Below are 16,717 nucleotides of genomic sequence, written 5' to 3' on the forward strand. Positions count from 1 at the left end.
GAGGGGGGCAGGCGGCGCCCGGACCCTTCTTTCCCGCCGGGTGGTCTAGGCTGGAGGCATGAATGCCAAGGGGGACCTGATCGCGCGGCTGCTGGGGCTGGGGCTGGGCACACCGACCTTCGACGCGGCGGGGGACGGCCCTCCCCACGACCGCACCTTCCGGGTCACCGTGACCGCCGGGGGCCGGGTGCTGGGCGAGGGCGCGGGCCGCTCCAAGCGCGACGCCGAGCGCGCCGCCGCCGAGGCCGCCCTGCGCGCGCTCGACGGGGACCGGGAAGACGACGAGGACGGGGCGCAGGAAGACGAGGGCGCGCCCGAGGCGCCCACCGGACGCTGGCCGATCTACGCCGCCGTGCTGGAGGGCGCGCTGGAAGCGGCGCTGGAGCTGGCGGGCGACGACGCCAGCCTCGACGACGTGCGCCAGGACGCCGCGCGGCTCTACCGCGACCTGCTGAGCGACCTCGGTCACGGCCCCGAGTGACCGCCCGGCCATGAAGGGCGCGGACGCCGAGGCCCGCGCCGCCGCGCACCTGAGCGCGCTGGGGCGCGAGATCGTGGCCCACAACTACCGCATTCCCGGCGGCGAGATCGACCTGATCAGCCGCGACTCGGGCGTGCTGGTCTTCACCGAGGTCCGCCAGCGCCGCAGCGCCCGGTACGGAGGCGCCGCCGAGAGCGTGACCGCCCGCAAACTCGCGCTGATGCACCGCGCCGCGCTGACCTACCTCACCCGCGAGCATGGCCGCGACGACCTGCCTTGCCGCCTGGAGGTGCTCACCATCGACGGCCCCGCCGAGACGGGCACCCTCACCGTGCTGCCGCTGGACTGAGGCCGCGCGGCGCCTACTGGCCTGCGGGGGCGTTTTCCGGCCGGCCGTCCCGGAAGAAGAAGTCCTCGAACGGCGGGGGCGACCCGTCGCCTTCCCCCGAGAAGCGGTCATCCGGAGAAGGCTCCGGAGGCGAGAACTCCTGGGGCGCGTCTTGCGGCGCAAAGCCCTCGCCGGGCAAGTCCTCGCCGGGAACCGCGTCCCCGGGCAGGGCCTCCGGGGGCAGCCCTTCCGGCCCGGGGTCGGCCGGATACGCCGGGGCGGGCAGGGGGTCGCCGGGCGCGTCGCCCCAGCCGTCTTCCGGGACCCCGTAGGGATCGGCGGGGGGGGCCGCCCCGGAGGGGTCTGCGCCCGGTGCCTCGCCGGGCCACGGCTCCGCTGCCTCCGCTGCTGCCTCCGCTGCGGGCGGCTCGGTCGGCGGCGCCTCGGCAGGCTGCTCCCCACCCTGCGGCTCCGCCGGTTCCCCGGCGGGCGCCTCCCCGGGCCAGACCGGCTCGTTGACGGGCACGTCCGTCTGGGGGGGCGCGGGGTCCGGCTGGGGCACGGGCACCGGGGCGGGGCTGCGGCGCCCGAAAAAGCCGCCCCGGCTGCCCCCGCTGCCGTCGCGGGCGACCGGTTCCTGGTCGGCCTCCTCCTCGCGGAAGGCCATCTGGACCTGCCGGACCACCCGGTAGGCGATGCCGCCGGGTTCGGCAAAGGCGGCGCGTGGCTGGTCCGCCAACGCCCCGGCCACCGCCTGCTGCCAGATCGGCGTGGGAATCTCGCCGCTGTAGGCCCAGTTCGGGAGGGGACCGCCCGCCTGCTTGCCCACCCACACGGCCCCCGCGATGCCCGGCGTGACCCCGGCGAACCACAGGTCCTTCACGTCGTTGGTGGTGCCGGTCTTGCCGCCCACGTCCCAGCCGGGAATCTGGGCGCGGGTCGCCAGGCCGCCCTGGGCGGGGGTCAGGTCGTTGACCACGCCGCGCAGCATGTCCAGGCCCAGCCAGGCGGTTCGCGCGTCCCAGACCCGCTTGGCCTGCGGGGCCGGGCGGCTGTACAGCACCTGCCCGCGGCCGTCCTCGACCCGGCGGACCAGCGTGGGCGCGTGGTACAGCCCGCCGTTGGCAAAGGTCGCGTAGGCGGCGGCCATCTGAAGGGGGCTGGCCTCCAGCGTGCCGATCGACAGCGAGAGGCCCGCGTCGGGAGGCGGGGTCAGCCCCAGCTCGCGCAGCTTGGCCTCCAAGGCCCCCACCCCCAGCTCCTGGGCGATGCGGACGGTGGGCAGGTTGAGGCTGTGGTCCAGCGAGTAGCGCAGCGTCTTGTACTGCCCGGTCCAGTAACCGTCGTAATTGCGCGGCTGGTAGCTGCCCGAGATCGGCGCGTCCAGCACGGTATCGCTCTGCTTCCAGCCCTGCGACAGCGCCAGGGTGTACAGCAGCGGCTTGACCGAGCTGCCCACCTGCCGCCGGGCCTGGGTGGCGTTGTTCCAGTCGCTTGGCCGCCCGCCCGTCAGCTTCTGGCCCACCAGCGCGAGGACCTCGCCGTTGGTGGGGCTGACGAGGGCGATGCCCAGCGTGGCCCCCTCGGGCAGCTGCGCGTTCAGGCTGGCGCGCTCGGCGCTGCGCTGCGCGGCCAGGTTCAGCCCGGTGAAGATCTTGCCGCCGCCGTACAGCGCCTTGCCGGTGACGCCGCGCTCCTTGAGTTCCTGCTCGACCGCCTGAAGGGCGTGAAAAGCCGTCTGGGCGGGCGGCGGCGGCATGTTCTCCTGAAGCCGCCCGGGGCGCTCCAGCACCGCCGAACGCAGGGTGCCGTCGGGGTTCCAGCCGATGCGCCAGCCAGCCGGGTAGATCTCGGTCTTCCAGGCGGCGTCGGCCTCGGCCTGGGTGATCTGCCCGTCCTCCACCATGCGGCCCAGCAGGTCCTTCATCAGGGGGCGGTACCCCTTGAAGTCCTTGTAGCGCTTGTTGGGCGCGGGAACCAGGGTGGTGAGGTACACGCTTTCCGCGAGGTTGAGTTCGGAGGCGTCTTTCTTGAAGTACGCCCGCGCCGCTGTCCCCGCCCCGATCACGTCGCGTTGCCCGCCGTCGCCCCAGTAGATGACGTTGAGGTAGGCGCTGAGAATCTGGTCCTTGCTGAAATTGCGCTCCAGCTGGTAGGCCAGCACCGCTTCCTTGAACTTGCGCTCGGCGGTGCGCGCGCTTTGCAGGTCGGAAAGCAGCGTGTTTTTAACGACCTGCTGGGTGATGGACGAGCCGCCCTCGAGGTCGTTCCTGAGCACCCCCTTGATCAGCCCGCGCGCGATGCCCTGGTAGTCCACCCCGTGGTGGTCGAAAAACCGGCGGTCCTCGCTGGTCACGATGGCCTTGCGCAGCCAGGGGCTGATCTCGTTCAGCTTCAGCAGGTCGCGGTTCACGCTGCCGCCGCTGCTGAGGCTGGGCGTCAGGGTGCCGACCAGTTCACCCTTGCGGTCATAGACCCGCGTCTGCCCGCTGAGTTCCAGCACGTCGAGGGTCTGCACGCTGGGCAGGTCGCGCCCCCAGGTCCACCACAGGCCGCCCGCGCCCGCCGCTCCCAAGAGCAGAAGCGCGCCCAGGCCAGTAAAAAACCGCATGGCGCTCATGGTAGCGGCCTTTGATGTGACGCCCGGGGGGACGGGTCACGGTCGGCAGGCAGGAAAGGGGGTCGCATCTCACCTGTCAGGGTAGGGGGGCCGGGGGAAAGCGTCATCCGCCCTAAGCATGAGGGGCGGGGGTTGGAGGGGGGTTAAGGCCGGGTCCTGACGCCGAGGCTGGGGAGGGAGGCTTCAGCGCAAGGCACGCCGGACCTTCTCCAGCCTCTCGTCCGTCCGGGCGAGGTCGGGCAGGATGTGGCGCTCCAGCACGGCCAGATTGGCCTCGTCCTCCTCGGGACGGGTGTTGCCGCGCAGGATCATCCGCACGTCCACGGCGAGGTCTTCGAGCACGCGGCGGGTGAAGTAGAAGCCCAGCACATCCGGGTCCAGGGCCACCCGCTGGCCCCGCGCCTCCTCGTAGGCGGGCAGCACCTCGGACAGCCGGGCGTGCAGCATCCACAGGTCGTGCTCGGGCGGGGCGAGCCGGGCCGTCTCCCAGTCGATCAGCCACAGCCCCCCCGCCGCGTCCCGCATCACGTTGCCGCCGTGGGCGTCCGTGTGGCAGACCACGAACCGGTGGGGCCGGGTCCGCGCCGCGCTTTGAAATGTCCGGGCCTGGTGCAGCAGGCGCCCAAGCTCCTCCCGGTGGGGCCGCAGCAGGTCCCGCAGGGCACGCAGGCCGGGATGGTCGCCGGGACCGACTCCCTCCAGCGAGCGCAGGTCGGCCAGCAACCCGGCCTCGAAAGGCAGTCCGAAATCTTCAGGGGGTACGGGCAGGTCACGCACCCGCGCGGTGATCTGCGCCGTCCCGGCGTGCAGCCGCCCCAGCAGCGGCGCGAGTTCCGGGACTGCCGCCGTCCAACTCGCCCCCAGGTTGGCCGCGTCGATCCACTCGTACAGCGCGGCGGCGTGCTCGCCCACCGATGCCAGGTCAGCTCCGGCACGGGTCGGCACCAGCCGGGGCACCCACGTCAGCACTCCCGTCTCCCGCAGGGTCCGCAGCAGCGGCACCTCCGCCCGTACCCGCCCCAGCAGGTCCAGGCCATACGGCGTGTTCGGCAGCACCTTGAGAAACCAGCGACCCTGCGGCCCCTCGGCGCGGTAGGCGGGGGCCGTACCGGCTGGCAGGAAAGTCAGCGTATGCAGCTCCAGGCCGTAGTGTTCGCGCACCGCCCGCAGCAGCGAGGCGTGGGCGATCAAGGGTTCAGCGGCCACCGGCTTTTCCCGACGCGCGGCCCGGCCTCTGCCTCACAGCAGCCGCCCTTCCTCCCCTTCCCCCGGGTCCGGCGCCTGCACCGGCACCCCGCGCGCGTTGAGCGCCTCGCGCAGCATCGGGATGTTCTTCAGGGCGTGGCCCTTGGTCGTGTTCTGAAAGAAGACGTACAGCTCGGACAAATCACCCTCGACCAGCGCGATCTTCTCGGCCCACTCGTCCATCTCGGCGCGGGTGTAGAGGTAGTCGTGGCGCTCGGCCGCACTCTGGCCTTCCCACCAGCTCGCCTTGTTGCGGCCATGCAGCCGCAGGTAACCCACGTCGGTGGTCACGTGGACCTGCGGCTCGGGCATCCCGCCGACCGGGGGATAGTCGGGGCTGACCCAGATCAGGCCGTACTCGGCCATGCCCTCGCGGACCTCCGGCTGGTCCCAGGAGGCGTGCCTCAGCTCGACCGCCAGCTCGTGTCCGGCGAAGCGCTCGGCCAGGCCCAGCAGGTACTTGCGGTTCTCGGCGGTGCGGTGAAAGGAGTACGGAAACTGAGCCAGGTACGCGCCCATCACGCCCGCGTCGCGCAGGGGCTGGGGGCTTTGCAGCATCCGGTCGAAGTCGGCACTCTGCGGGGCGCGGTCGTGGGTAAAGACCTTGTTGAGCTTCACCGCAAAGCGGGTGCGCCCACCCGACTTGCGGGCCATCCCCTCGAAAGCCTTGAGGCCGGGAATCGCGTAAAAGGACGAGTTGAGTTCCACGGCGTCGAAATGCCGGGCGTAGGTGTCCAGGTAGGCGTCTTTTTTCACCCCGTCGTAGATCAGGCCCGGAGCCGTCCACTCGTCGTTGGTGTACCCGCCGCAGCCGATCCAGACTCGCATGAGGCCCAGCGTAGCGCGGCGGCCAGGGGCCAGCCAGCGCGGCTAAAGGCAGGCTCTACGCATGGTCGGGGAGGCGGTTGAGGTTTGCCCAGAAGGCCGTGATGGTATGCATCGCTCCCCGGAACTGCTTGAAGTCCAGCGGCTTGATCACGTAGGCGCTCGCCCCGTGCGCGTAGCAGTCCTGAATGTCGCGCTCCTCGCCGCTGGTGCTGAGCATCACGACCGGGATGGCGCGGGTGGCGGCCTCGCCCCGGATCGCGTCCAGTACGGCCAGCCCGTCCATCTGCGGCATCTTGAGGTCCAGCAAGATCAGGTCGGGGAGGGGGCGGCGCTCCTGCAAGGCGGCCAGCGCCTCGGGACCGCTGCCCGCCACCGTCACTTCGTGGTCGCCGCAGTCCTGAAAGGCGCTGAGGGCCAGCTCCACATCGTGTGGGTTGTCGTCCACCAGGAGAATTCGCCGCCTGCGCACACCCCACCTCCCTGACACCATTCTTACAAGTTCTGGAATATAAAGATTTTATCAAGTCTGGGTCCGCAGGTGTGAGCGGCCCATGTCCACGGCCGCGCTTCAGGGGCGGGCCTGTTCTGCCCGTCCGGATGGCCCCGGCGCCGGAGTACACTGCCTCCCGTGTTGACCAAGCGCATCATCCCCTGCCTGGACGTGCAAAACGGCCGGGTGGTGAAGAACGTCCGGTTTTTCGAGGACCACCGCGACGCGGGCGATCCGCTGACCCTCGCCCAGGCCTACGAGGCCCAGCAGGCCGACGAACTGGTCTTCTACGACATCACCGCCACGCACGAGGGCCGTCATCTCATGCTCGACGTGGCCGCGCGGGTGGCCGAGCAGGTCATGATGCCCTTGACGGTGGGCGGCGGCGTGAACGCGGTGGCCGATTTCCGGCAATTGCTGCTCGCCGGGGCCGACAAGATCAGCGTGAACAGCGGCGCGGTGCGGCGCCCGGACCTGATCCGCGAGGCGTCCGAGCACTTCGGGGCGCAGTGCGTGGTGCTCAGCATCGACGCCAAGCGCCGCCCCGGCGGCCATCCTGACGGCGCAGGCTGGACGGTCCACGTGGGTGGCGGGCGCCAGGACACCGGCCTGGACCTGCTGGCGTGGGCCGAGCAGGGGCAGCGGCTGGGCGCGGGCGAGATCTGCCTGAACGTGATGGACGCCGACGGCACCCGCGCGGGCTTCGACCTGGAAGCCACCCGCGCGGTCGCCCGGGCGGTGGACCTGCCGGTGATCGCCTCGGGGGGGGCCGGGCAGCTGGCCGACTTCCGCGACGTGCTGCGCGGCGGCGACGCGGGCGGGCACGCCGACGCCGCGCTGGCCGCCAGCGTCTTTCACTTCGGGGACCTCACCGTGCCGCAGGTCAAGGCCTACCTGAAAGCCGAGGGGCTGCCCGTGCGCCCCGACTGGAGAGACGCATGACCGCGCCGACGTTGGACACCCTGAAGTTCGGCGAGGATGGCCTGATTCCGGTCGTGACCCAGGACGCCCGCACGGGCGCGGTGCTGATGCAGGCCTACGCCGACCGCGCCGCCGTCGAGCGCACGCTGGGCACCCGCGAGGCGACCTACTACAGCCGCTCGCGCGGCGAACAGTGGGTCAAGGGGGCGACCAGCGGGCATACCCAGCGTGTCGTGGCTGTCCTGGCCGACTGCGACGGCGACAGCCTGCTGTACCGGGTCGAGCAGAGCGGCCCGGCCTGCCACACCGGGGCGTACTCCTGCTTTCACCAGCCGCTGCTGGAAGAAAGCGTGCCCGCCGCCGGGCTGGACGGCACCCTCGAGCGGGTGTATGCCACCATCACCGAGCGGCTCGCCACCCTGCCGGAGGGCAGCTACGTGGCGCGGCTGCACGCCGGGGGCCTCGACCGCGTGCTGAAAAAGATCAGCGAGGAGGCGGGCGAGGTGCTGCTCGCCGCCAAGAACGGCGACCGCGCCGAACTCGCCACCGAGGCCGCCGACCTGCTGTTTCACACCCTCTTCGCGCTGGCCGAGGTCGGCGTTTCGCCCGCCGACGTGGCCGCTGTGTTGCGGGGGCGCGAGGGCCGCAGCGGCCTGAAGGGGCCGAAAGAAGCGGGCTGACCGGCGTCAATCCACCCGCAGTTCGTTCTGGGGCGCCCCGGCGCGGTCCGCCACGATGGCCGCCGCGACCACATCCGGCGAAATCGCTCCGCGCGGGGCGCGGCCCACCGAGGCCCACAGCCCGGTGTCCACGGCGGGGGGCAGCACCAGCGTGATCCCCACGCCCCGGGCCTCCAGCCGGGCGACCTCGGCGGCTCCCCTCAGGGCGGCCTTGCTCGCCGCGTACTGCGAAAATCCCCGCGCGGTGACGAGTTCGGGCCGCGCGCCCAGCAGGTAGACGCGCCCGCCCGCGTTCAGGCGCCCCAGCCCGTGCTTGAGCACCCACAGCGCCCCGAAATAGTTGGCGTTCCACACCTCGCGCGCGGCGGCTGCGCCGACTTCGGCCAGCGGGGCGGGGCGCACGGCCCCGGCGGCGTACACCAGCGTATCGAGGCCCGAGAGGCCCTCCAGCAGCGCCCGGACATGGCTCTCGTAGGCGAGGTCGGCGGCCCTGGCTCCGGCCCCCAGCTCGGCCGCCAGCGCCTCCAGACGGCCCGCGTCGCGGCCACTGAGGGTCAGCCGCGCCCCCGACGCCGCGAAGGCCCGCGCGGTGGCCGCGCCGATCCCTCCCGTCGCTCCCACGATCAGCGTGTGCATGAACGGCAGCAAAGCACGCGGGGGGCCGGGGCACGGTACGCTCCGGCACATGCCGCCTCCCCCCGTCACCGCCCCCAAAGCCCAGTGGCGGGCCTGGGCGCGGGAGGTCCGGGCGAGGCTACCCGACCGCTCCGCCGAGGTCACCCGGCACCTGTCGGCCTTTCTCCACGCCCGGGGCGCGCGGCGGGTCCTGGCCTACCGCGCCCTGCCGGGAGAACCGGACCTGACCGGGCTGGCGGGAGAGTTCGATCTGTTCACCTCCCGCGCCCGCTTCCGGCCCGCGCCGCACCTCACCCTGCACCCCTGGCACACCGCGAGCGAGGTGAGCCGTTTCGGGGCGCTCCAGCCCCCCGCCGACGCGCCGCGCGTGGCGCTGGAGACGCTCGACGCCGTGCTGCTGCCGGCGCTGGCCTTCGACCGCCGGGGCGTGCGGCTGGGCTACGGGGGCGGCTTTTACGACCGCCTGCTGCCGGACTTCGCCGGACTGACGGTCGGCGTGGTGTGGGACGCGCTGCGGGTGGCCAAGCTGCCGCAAGAAGACCACGACCTGCGGGCCAGCTTCCTGGCGACCGAGACGGGCGTGCGGCCCACGGCGCCCTGAGCCGCCTGGGCGGCGCGCCCCCTCAGTCTTCCACCCGCAGCGGCCAGGCCTCCTCGGGCCGGTACAGGCCGCCGGGGCCGGGCTTGCGCAGCCGCCAGACCTCGCGGGCGGTGAAGGTGAGAGGCCGCGCTTCCAGGTCGGCGAACTCGGCCCGCGCGGCGTCCAGCACGGCTCCCAGGTTCTCCCCGCGCCGCCGCAGCGCGAGCGTGAGGTGGGGGGTCATCGCCGGTCCCTCGTACCCGAAGCGCGCGGCAGGTTCCAGCGCTTCCAGCAGCCGCAGGTGCAGGGCCACCACGTCCGGTGAGTCCACCGCCAGATACACGGCCCGGCCCCCCGCGAAGACCCGCGCCCCCCCGACCCGCAGGGCCAGGGGCGCACTCCCGGCCACGACCGCCCGCGCGGCCGGCACCCAGCCCAGGTCCGCGCCCAGGCCGCTGCGGGCCTTGACGGTCACGTGCGGGGCGCTCTCGCGCCGCCCCAGCCGCGCGCGGAAGGCGTCCACCCGCGCTCCCAGGTCGGGCGGCGGCAGCACCCCCAGCAGGAAAGAGGCGTGCGCGTGCGCGTTTTTCGGCCCATTCATGCCCCAGCCTAGCGGGCTACACGTCCGGGCGGCCGGGACACGTCAGGCGGCCCTCCGGTACAGTTTGGGCGTGACCCCGACGACCGAAACGCCGCTGAAGCGGACGCCCCTGCACGCCGCGCACCTGCGGGCGGGTGCCCGTATGGTTCCCTTCGGGGGCTGGGACATGCCCGTGCAGTACGCGGGCGTCAAGGCCGAGCACGAGGCCGTCCGCACCCGCGCCGGGATGTTCGACGTGTCGCACATGGGCGAGTTCCGCGTGACCGGGCCAGACGCCGAGGCTTTCCTCCAGCGCGTGACCACCAACGACGTGACCAAACTGAGGCCCGGCCGCGCCCAGTACAACTGGCTCCCCAACGACGCGGGCGGCCTGGTGGACGACATCTACGTCTACCGGGTGGCCGACACCGAGTTCCTGCTCGTCGTGAACGCCTCCAACATCGAAAAGGACTGGGCGCACCTCCAGGCACACGCGGCCGGTTCGGAGGTGCAGCTCTCCGACGAATCGGGAGACTGGGGATTGATCGCCGTCCAGGGGCCCGAGGCCGGGGCCCTGCTGCAACCCCATACCGACGTGGACCTGGGCGCGAAGAAGAAGAACGCCTTTTTCTCCGGCACCCTGCTGGAGTTCCCGGTCCTGTTCGCCCGCACCGGCTACACCGGGGAAGACGGCTTCGAGGTTTTCGTGAAGGCCGGGGACGCCGAGGCGCTGTGGGACCGCCTCGTCGCGGTCGGCCTGACCCCGGCGGGCCTGGGCGCCCGCGACACCCTGCGGCTGGAGGCGGGCTTTCCGCTGTACGGCCACGAGTTTGCCGAGGACCTCCACCCCCTCGCCAGCACGTATGCCTGGGTGGTCAAGGACAAGGAGCACGTGGGCCGCGCCGCGATCCAGGCCGCGCCCCCGGTGCGCCTGATCGGCCTCGCGCTTGACCGGGTACCGGTGCGCGAGGGCTACCCGGTGCTGCTGGGCGGCGAGACGGTCGGCCACGTCACCAGCGGCAGCAGCAGCCCCACGCTGGGCCACCCCATCGCCATGGCGCTGGTCCGCGCCGACGCGGCGAGTGCGGACGCCTACGAGGTCGAGGTGCGCGGCAAGGCGCATCCGGCGCGGCGAATGGACCTGCCCTTTTACAAGAGGTAGGCCGGGTGTGGTCAAAAGCCCGCGCAGCGCAGCACCCCACCCCCCAAATCCCACACATCACCCTGGCACGACATAGGAGAATCAACCCCATGCAGACTCCCCCCGAACTGAAATACGCCGCTTCCCACGAATGGCTCGCCGGGGACGGCACGGTCGGCATCAGCGACTTCGCGCAAGACCAGCTGGGCGACGTGGTGTACGTGGAACTGCCCGAGGTGGGGCGCGTCGTCACGGCGGGCGAGACGGTCGCCGTGGTCGAGAGCGTCAAGACCGCCTCCGACATCTACGCCCCCGCCAGCGGCACGGTCACGGCCGTCAACGAGGCCCTGTCCGGCACGCCTGAACTGGTCAACAGCGGCCCTTACGAGGACGGCTGGCTGTTCAAGCTCGACGTGACCGAGGAAAGCGGCGACCTGATGGACGCCGGGGCGTACGCGGCCGCCAACACCTGAGCCGTGGTCGGCCCCCAGCGGTCAGCTGTTCAGCCCCTGGCGCTGAAGGCCGGCCGCTGAAGCCTGATCTCTTCTTTCCCCAAGGAGAACCCATGCGATCCCCCCAGTCCCGTCCCCTCCGTGAACTGCTCCAGACCGACGATTTCACCCGCCGCCACATCGGCCCCTCGGAGGCGGAACAGGCCGAGATGCTCGCGGCGCTGAATGTGACCACCCTGGACCAACTGACCGAAAGCACCCTGCCCGAGAGCATCCGTTTCGGGGGCGAACTTAACGTGGGTGGCCCCGTCACCGAGGCGCAGGCGCTCGCGGACCTGAAGGCCGCCGCGCAGAAAAACCGGGTCTTCCGTTCCTATATCGGCATGGGGTACCACGGAACCCTGACGCCCAACGTCGTCCTGCGGAACATGCTGGAAAACCCCGGCTGGTACACCGCCTACACGCCCTACCAGGCCGAGATCTCCCAGGGCCGCCTGGAGATGCTGCTGAACTTCCAGCAGACCGTGATGGATCTGACCGGGATGCCCGTGTCCAACGCTTCTTTGCTCGACGAGGCGACCGCCGCCGCCGAGGCGATGACGCTGGCCAAGCGCCAGGCCAAGAGCAAGGGCAACGTCTTTTACGTGGCCGACGACGTGCATCCGCAGACGCTGGACGTGGTCCGCACCCGCGCCGAGTACTTCGGGTACGAGGTCGTCACGGGCGCCGCGAATGGGGAGCTGCCGGAAGGCACCTTCGCCGCGCTGGTGCAGTCGCCCGGCACCCACGGCGACCTGCACGACCTCTCGCCGGTGGCGGAGCGGGTCCACGCCGGGCAGGGCGCCCTGATCGTGGCGACCGACCTGTTGGCCTGCGCCCTGGTGACCCCCCCCGGCGAGCAGGGCGCCGATATCGTGATCGGCAGCGCCCAGCGCTTCGGCGTGCCGATGGGCTTCGGCGGGCCGCACGCGGCGTTCCTGGCCTGCCGCAGCGAGTACCAGCGCTCCATGCCGGGCCGCGTCATCGGCGTGAGCAAGGACGGGCGCGGCAAGACGGCCCTGCGCATGGCGATGCAGACCCGTGAGCAACACATCCGCCGCGAGAAGGCGACCTCCAACATCTGCACCGCGCAGGCGCTGCTGGCGAACATGGCCGCCGCCTACGCCGTGTACCACGGGCCAGAGGGCATCCGGACGATTGCCGAGCGGGTTCACCGGCTGACCGGGATTCTGGCGAAGGGGCTGGCGGATGGTGGCTATCCGCTCAACGAAACTTTCTTCGACACGCTGAGCTTTAAGGCAGATGTGGCATTCATTCAGAAGCGTGCCGAAGCCAGGGGCATCAACTTTCGATACGAAGGCGCAGGATACCTTCCGGACCGCATAGGTATTAGCCTGGATGAGACGACGACTCTTCAGGACGTGGCCGACATCCTTCAGGTGATCACCGGGCAGCAAGTCGATGTGCTCGCCCTCGACGCCGATGCGGTCGGCGGCATCCCCGCCGAGCTGGGGCGCACTTCCGAATACCTCACCCACCCCGTCTTCAACACGCACCACTCCGAGCACGCCATGCTGCGCTACCTCAAGGCGCTGGAGAACAAGGACTACAGCCTCGTCCACGGCATGATCCCGCTGGGCAGCTGCACCATGAAGCTCAATGCCACCGCCGAGATGATTCCGGTCACCTGGCCCGAGTTCGGCGGGCTGCATCCCTTCGCGCCCGCCGATCAGACCGAGGGCTACGCGCAGATGCTCGGGGAGCTGGAAGCGTGGCTGGCCGACATCACCGGGTACGACGCGGTTTCCTTGCAGCCCAACAGCGGGGCGCAGGGCGAATACGCGGGCCTGCTCGCCATTCGCAAGTACCACGAGAGCCGGAATGAAGCGCACCGCAGCGTCTGCCTGATTCCGGCCAGCGCGCACGGCACCAACCCCGCCAGCGCCGCCATGCTGGGCATGCAGGTCGTGGTGGTGAAGACCGACGAGAGCGGCAACATCGACCTGAACGACCTGCGGGCGAAGGCCGAGGCGCACTCGGCCAACCTGGGCGCCCTGATGATCACGTACCCCAGCACCCACGGCGTGTACGAGGAACACGTCACCGAGGTCTGCGAGGTTATCCACGCGCACGGCGGACAGGTGTATCTCGACGGCGCCAACATGAACGCGATGGTGGGCCTCGCCAAGCCCGGATTGATCGGCTCGGACGTGTCGCACCTCAACCTGCACAAGACCTTCGCCATCCCCCACGGCGGCGGCGGGCCGGGCATGGGGCCGATCGGGGTCAAGGCGCACCTCGCGCCCTTCTTGCCCAACCACGAGGTTCGCCCGGTCAGCGAGAGCCGCACCGGGGCCGTCAGCGCCGCGCCCTACGGCAGCGCGAGCATCCTGCCCATCAGCTACCTGTATATCCGGCTGCTGGGGCCTGCCGGGCTGAAAAAGGCCACCCAGGTCGCCCTGCTGAACGCCAACTACATCGCCCGCCAGCTCGGCGGCGCGTACCCCGTGCTGTACACCGGCCGTCACGAGCGGGTGGCGCACGAGTGCATCCTCGACATCCGGCCCCTCAAGCAGGCTTCGGGCATCACCGAGGAAGACATCGCCAAGCGGCTGATGGACTACGGCTTCCACGCCCCCACCATGAGCTTTCCGGTGCCCGGCACCCTGATGATCGAGCCGACCGAGAGCGAGCCGAAAGCCGAACTCGACCGCTTTGTGGAAGCGATGCTGGAGATCCGCCGCGAGATTCAGGAGGTGCAAGACGGCCTGCTGAAAGCCGAGGACAGCCCGCTGCGGCACGCGCCGCACACCCAGGACGACCTGATGGCGGAAGAGTGGAACCGCGCCTACAGCCGCGAGACGGCCGCTTTCCCCACCCGCGCCCAGCGGACCTGGAAGTACTGGCCCGCCGTGAACCGGGTGGACAACGTGTATGGCGACCGCAACTTCGTGTGCGCGTGCCCGCCGGTGGAGGAGTACGCGGAAGCGTAGACGCCACACGCTGACGGGGCGGACCCAGAGCAGCTCCAGAAGAGGCACAGATGTGGCTCGTTGCCCCGGGCTGCGACACCTCGTTGGGTGGGTCTTGCGCCACCACACGGCCGAACCTGCCCTTCCCCGCTTCTACTCCTCGTCCGGCTCCGTCCTGAGGCCCAGCGCCTGGCGGACGAGCAGGGCCGCCAAACCCAGCCCCAGCAGATGCCCCAGCGGGTGCTGCCCGGCCAGGGCAAAGGCCAGGTCGGCGGCCAGCAGCAGCCCGGCCAGTCCCACGCCGATCAGGGGTACGCGGCTCTGGTGCGGGGTGGCGTACATGGGGGTGCGGGGGTGGGGGTCGGTCATCGCGTCGCGGGCTTCCGCGTAGCGGATCAGGGTCAGCACCCCGTACACCAGCAGCAGTCCGGCCAGCAAGATCAGCGCCAGCCCCGGATAGCGCCCGGCGCCCGCGTAGTCCAGCGCCCCCAGCGCGAAATGCCACAGCGAGGTCAGCAGGGCCAGCAGCGCCAGGCCCAGCGTGGCGGGCGTGCTGTACGTCGGGGGCGCACCAAGCGGAGGCATAGGGAACACGCCCACGGTACCCCTTCTCGCGGGCCGCAACCGTGGGAACCAGACCGGGGTTCCAGCAGGCGGCGCAGCTGGCCACCGCGCCAACCTGCGCCCAGCGCGGTCCGGGCGACCACCCGCAAAAAACCACGTCACAGACGCTCTTTCCAGGACTTGGCACCAGGGGCCGGGGAGGCGTACACTGGCGCTCTACCGTTGCGCCCGGCAACGCGGGCAGGGGGTGAGGACCAACGTGGGAACCAAGGAGGATGTGCGTGCGCGCCTGAATATCGCGGACGTGGTGGGCGAACACGTGCGCCTCTCCCCCGCCGGCAAGGGCCGCCTCAAGGGCCTGTGCCCCTTTCACAAGGAGAAGAGTCCGTCCTTTCAGGTGGACACCGAGCAGGGCTATTTCTACTGCTTCGGCTGCAAGGCGGGCGGCGACGTGTTCAGTTTCGTGCAGCGCGTCGAGAACCTCAGCTTTGGGGACGCCTTGCGCCAGCTCGCGGACAAGGCGGGCGTGCAGGTCGAGGCCAAGTACGGCGAACGCAGCAGCCGCGACCTCTACGACGTGAACGCCTTCGCGCTGACGTATTTCCGCGAGCACCTGCCCGGCCCCGCCCTGGACTACCTGCGGCGCCGGGGCCTCAGCGACGCGACCACCGAAGCCTTTGAACTGGGCTACGCGCCCGAGGGCTGGGACGGCCTGCTCAAACGCGCCCGCGCCCGCAACCTCACCGAACGGCAGCTGCTGGAAGCCGGGCTGCTGATCGAGAACCCCGAGTCGGGCCGGGTCTACGACCGCTTCCGGGGACGGGTAATGTTCCCGATCCGCGACCACCTGGGCCGCCTGGTGGGCTTCGGGGGCCGGGTGCTGGACGACAGCAAACCCAAGTACCTCAACACGCCGGAAACCGAGGCCTTCAAGAAGGGCGAACTGCTGTACGGGCTGGACAAGGCGCGCGGCAGCCTGGGCGGCGGCAGCGAGCTGATCGTGGTCGAGGGCTACATGGACGTGATCACCATGCACCAGCACGGGTTCACCGGCGCGGTGGCGAGCCTGGGCACGGCGCTGACCGCCGAGCACGCGACCCTGCTCGAACGCCTGGGGGTCACCCGGCTGGCGCTGATGTTCGACAACGACGAGGCGGGGCGCAGGGCCACCCTGACCGGCCTCGATCAGGTGATCGGCAGCCGCTTCGAGGTGACGGCCCACACCCTCGCCGGGGGCAAGGACGCCGCCGACGCCCTGCTGGACCTCGGCCCCCCCGCCATCGAACAGGCGCTGGGAACAGGCCTCCAGGAGGTCGAGATCCGCTTCCAGAACGCCGTCGCCAAATACGATCCGGCGACGCCTGACGGCAAGCGCAGCATCCTGCTGGAGCTGCTGCCGCGCATGATGGTCAACGAATCTCTCGACTACACCAGCTCGCCCGCGCTGAACCTGCGGCGTCTGGTCTCCCAGGAACTCGACATCTCCGAGCAGCGCCTCCGCGAGTGGCTGGAAGGCAAGGCCAAGCGCAAGAGTCTCTCCCCCACCCAGCTTCAGGGCATGTCCAACTCCCGGGGAGAAGAGGACCGTGAACTGGCGCTGCTGCGGCAACTGCTGGTCGATCCCAGCCTGCTTGCCAAACTCGACGGCACCACCCCCTGGCGCAATGAGGCGGTGCGCAAGGTCATGCTCGCCGCCCAGGGCGCCCAAAGCCCCGACGACATTCTGGAGATTTTCCGGGGCCAGCCCGAGGAGCAGCTGCTGATCCGTCTGCTGTTCGAGGGCCGGGACACCGGCGCCATCTCCCGCGACACCAACCAGCTTTACGAACAGCGGGTCGGTGCCTACGCGGCGGCGGCCGTGGACGACATCCAGGCTGGACTGAGCATCGACTCTCTGCGGGCGGAGGTGGACCTCCTCAAGCAGCAGCTGGCCTCGGCCCCCCCACCGGAGCAACTGGGCTACCTCAAGCAGATTCAGGAACTCCAGCGCGCCATTGAGGCGGAGAAACGCGCCCGCCGAGCCAGCGCCTGAGTGATTTCCAGCGGCAATGGTTCCCGGCAGCGCTGGCGGGGCATATCACCACACCTGCGCAGAGACGGTGCAGGGCATGAAAAAAAGCCCCCACCGGGGGGTGGGGGCGGGGGGATGGAGCGGGAGACGAGATTCGAACTCGCGACATCTACCTTGGCAAGGTAGTG

General features: G+C 70.8%; 16 protein-coding genes. 9 read left to right on the plus strand and 7 right to left on the minus strand.

Annotated features, from left to right (window positions below):
* Positions 1–58: 58 nt before the first annotated feature.
* Together HNQ09_RS17820 and HNQ09_RS17825 are read left to right on the plus strand one after the other, a co-directional pair.
* Positions 59–481 (plus strand): putative dsRNA-binding protein, encoded by a 423-nt coding sequence (locus tag HNQ09_RS17820; RefSeq protein ID WP_184031818.1) that lies wholly within the window; start codon positions 59–61, stop codon positions 479–481.
* 10 nt (positions 482–491) lie between these two features.
* On the plus strand, positions 492–830 hold the full coding sequence (locus HNQ09_RS17825) for a YraN family protein (protein WP_184031819.1): 339 nt from the start codon (positions 492–494) through the stop codon (positions 828–830).
* Positions 831–843: 13 nt separating this feature from the next.
* Here HNQ09_RS17825 and HNQ09_RS17830 read toward each other — a convergent pair whose 3' ends face one another.
* The 4 genes from HNQ09_RS17830 to HNQ09_RS17845 form a co-directional block, all read right to left on the minus strand.
* The gene (locus HNQ09_RS17830) at positions 844–3,420 is read right to left on the minus strand and encodes a transglycosylase domain-containing protein (RefSeq protein WP_184031821.1); all 2,577 of its coding nucleotides are present in this window, start codon (positions 3,418–3,420) and stop codon (positions 844–846) included.
* 192 nt (positions 3,421–3,612) lie between these two features.
* On the minus strand, positions 3,613–4,635 hold the full coding sequence (locus tag HNQ09_RS17835; RefSeq protein WP_184031822.1) for a phosphotransferase: 1,023 nt from the start codon (positions 4,633–4,635) through the stop codon (positions 3,613–3,615).
* Positions 4,636–4,668: 33 nt separating this feature from the next.
* Positions 4,669–5,502, minus strand: coding sequence for a DUF72 domain-containing protein (locus HNQ09_RS17840; protein WP_184031823.1), 834 nt, complete (start codon positions 5,500–5,502; stop codon positions 4,669–4,671).
* Positions 5,503–5,557: 55 nt separating this feature from the next.
* Positions 5,558–5,971 (minus strand): response regulator, encoded by a 414-nt coding sequence (locus tag HNQ09_RS17845; RefSeq protein ID WP_184031824.1) that lies wholly within the window; start codon positions 5,969–5,971, stop codon positions 5,558–5,560.
* Between the two features lie 159 nt (positions 5,972–6,130).
* Here HNQ09_RS17845 and hisF point away from each other — a divergent pair, with 159 nt between their 5' ends.
* The gene (gene hisF / locus HNQ09_RS17850) at positions 6,131–6,934 is read left to right on the plus strand and encodes an imidazole glycerol phosphate synthase subunit HisF (protein WP_184031825.1); all 804 of its coding nucleotides are present in this window, start codon (positions 6,131–6,133) and stop codon (positions 6,932–6,934) included.
* On the plus strand, positions 6,931–7,593 hold the full coding sequence (gene hisIE, locus HNQ09_RS17855) for a bifunctional phosphoribosyl-AMP cyclohydrolase/phosphoribosyl-ATP diphosphatase HisIE (protein WP_184031826.1): 663 nt from the start codon (positions 6,931–6,933) through the stop codon (positions 7,591–7,593). The genes hisF and hisIE overlap by 4 nt, the downstream gene beginning before the upstream one ends.
* A 6-nt stretch (positions 7,594–7,599) precedes the next feature.
* Here the strand turns inward: hisIE and HNQ09_RS17860 are convergent, their stop codons facing one another.
* Positions 7,600–8,229: an SDR family NAD(P)-dependent oxidoreductase gene (locus HNQ09_RS17860; RefSeq protein ID WP_184031827.1), complete on the minus strand. Its 630-nt coding sequence runs from the start codon at positions 8,227–8,229 to the stop codon at positions 7,600–7,602.
* A gap of 49 nt (positions 8,230–8,278) precedes the next feature.
* Here HNQ09_RS17860 and HNQ09_RS17865 point away from each other — a divergent pair, with 49 nt between their 5' ends.
* A complete protein-coding gene (locus tag HNQ09_RS17865) occupies positions 8,279–8,830 on the plus strand; it encodes a 5-formyltetrahydrofolate cyclo-ligase (RefSeq protein ID WP_184031828.1) in 552 nt (183 codons plus the stop codon).
* Positions 8,831–8,852: 22 nt separating this feature from the next.
* Here HNQ09_RS17865 and HNQ09_RS17870 read toward each other — a convergent pair whose 3' ends face one another.
* The gene (locus HNQ09_RS17870) at positions 8,853–9,410 is read right to left on the minus strand and encodes a 2'-5' RNA ligase family protein (protein ID WP_184031829.1); all 558 of its coding nucleotides are present in this window, start codon (positions 9,408–9,410) and stop codon (positions 8,853–8,855) included.
* A 70-nt stretch (positions 9,411–9,480) separates the two neighbouring features.
* Between HNQ09_RS17870 and gcvT the strand changes: the two genes are divergently transcribed.
* The 3 genes from gcvT (at position 9,481) to gcvP (ending at position 13,975) form a co-directional block, all read left to right on the plus strand.
* Positions 9,481–10,551, plus strand: coding sequence for a glycine cleavage system aminomethyltransferase GcvT (gene gcvT, locus HNQ09_RS17875; protein ID WP_343057953.1), 1,071 nt, complete (start codon positions 9,481–9,483; stop codon positions 10,549–10,551).
* Between the two features lie 89 nt (positions 10,552–10,640).
* Positions 10,641–11,003: a glycine cleavage system protein GcvH gene (gcvH, locus tag HNQ09_RS17880; protein ID WP_184031833.1), complete on the plus strand. Its 363-nt coding sequence runs from the start codon at positions 10,641–10,643 to the stop codon at positions 11,001–11,003.
* A 92-nt stretch (positions 11,004–11,095) separates the two neighbouring features.
* Positions 11,096–13,975, plus strand: a complete 2,880-nt coding sequence (gcvP, locus tag HNQ09_RS17885) for an aminomethyl-transferring glycine dehydrogenase (RefSeq protein ID WP_184031835.1) — start codon at positions 11,096–11,098, stop codon at positions 13,973–13,975.
* A 132-nt stretch (positions 13,976–14,107) separates the two neighbouring features.
* On the opposite strand, the gene HNQ09_RS17890 is transcribed toward gcvP, so the two are convergent.
* Positions 14,108–14,539 (minus strand): hypothetical protein, encoded by a 432-nt coding sequence (locus HNQ09_RS17890; protein WP_184031837.1) that lies wholly within the window; start codon positions 14,537–14,539, stop codon positions 14,108–14,110.
* A gap of 238 nt (positions 14,540–14,777) precedes the next feature.
* On the opposite strand from HNQ09_RS17890, the gene dnaG reads away from it, so the two are divergent.
* Positions 14,778–16,550: a DNA primase gene (gene dnaG / locus HNQ09_RS17895; protein ID WP_184031839.1), complete on the plus strand. Its 1,773-nt coding sequence runs from the start codon at positions 14,778–14,780 to the stop codon at positions 16,548–16,550.
* The last annotated feature ends 167 nt before the right edge of the window (positions 16,551–16,717 follow it).

Origin of the sequence: Deinococcus budaensis (genome assembly GCF_014201885.1) — a bacterium.
GTDB classification, from domain to species: Bacteria; Deinococcota; Deinococci; order Deinococcales; family Deinococcaceae; genus Deinococcus; species Deinococcus budaensis.

Coding starts and splice junctions, on each gene's coding strand:
- HNQ09_RS17825 (WP_184031819.1), top strand. CDS start 492: ATGAAGGGCGCGGACGCCGAGGCCCGCGCCGCCGCGCACCTGAGCGCG.
- HNQ09_RS17865 (WP_184031828.1), top strand. CDS start 8,279: ATGCCGCCTCCCCCCGTCACCGCCCCCAAAGCCCAGTGGCGGGCCTGG.
- HNQ09_RS17830 (WP_184031821.1), bottom strand. CDS start 3,420: ATGCGGTTTTTTACTGGCCTGGGCGCGCTTCTGCTCTTGGGAGCGGCG.
- HNQ09_RS17890 (WP_184031837.1), bottom strand. CDS start 14,539: ATGCCTCCGCTTGGTGCGCCCCCGACGTACAGCACGCCCGCCACGCTG.
- HNQ09_RS17860 (WP_184031827.1), bottom strand. CDS start 8,229: ATGCACACGCTGATCGTGGGAGCGACGGGAGGGATCGGCGCGGCCACC.
- HNQ09_RS17870 (WP_184031829.1), bottom strand. CDS start 9,410: ATGAATGGGCCGAAAAACGCGCACGCGCACGCCTCTTTCCTGCTGGGG.
- HNQ09_RS17840 (WP_184031823.1), bottom strand. CDS start 5,502: ATGCGAGTCTGGATCGGCTGCGGCGGGTACACCAACGACGAGTGGACG.
- hisIE (WP_184031826.1), top strand. CDS start 6,931: ATGACCGCGCCGACGTTGGACACCCTGAAGTTCGGCGAGGATGGCCTG.
- HNQ09_RS17820 (WP_184031818.1), top strand. CDS start 59: ATGAATGCCAAGGGGGACCTGATCGCGCGGCTGCTGGGGCTGGGGCTG.
- gcvP (WP_184031835.1), top strand. CDS start 11,096: ATGCGATCCCCCCAGTCCCGTCCCCTCCGTGAACTGCTCCAGACCGAC.
- gcvH (WP_184031833.1), top strand. CDS start 10,641: ATGCAGACTCCCCCCGAACTGAAATACGCCGCTTCCCACGAATGGCTC.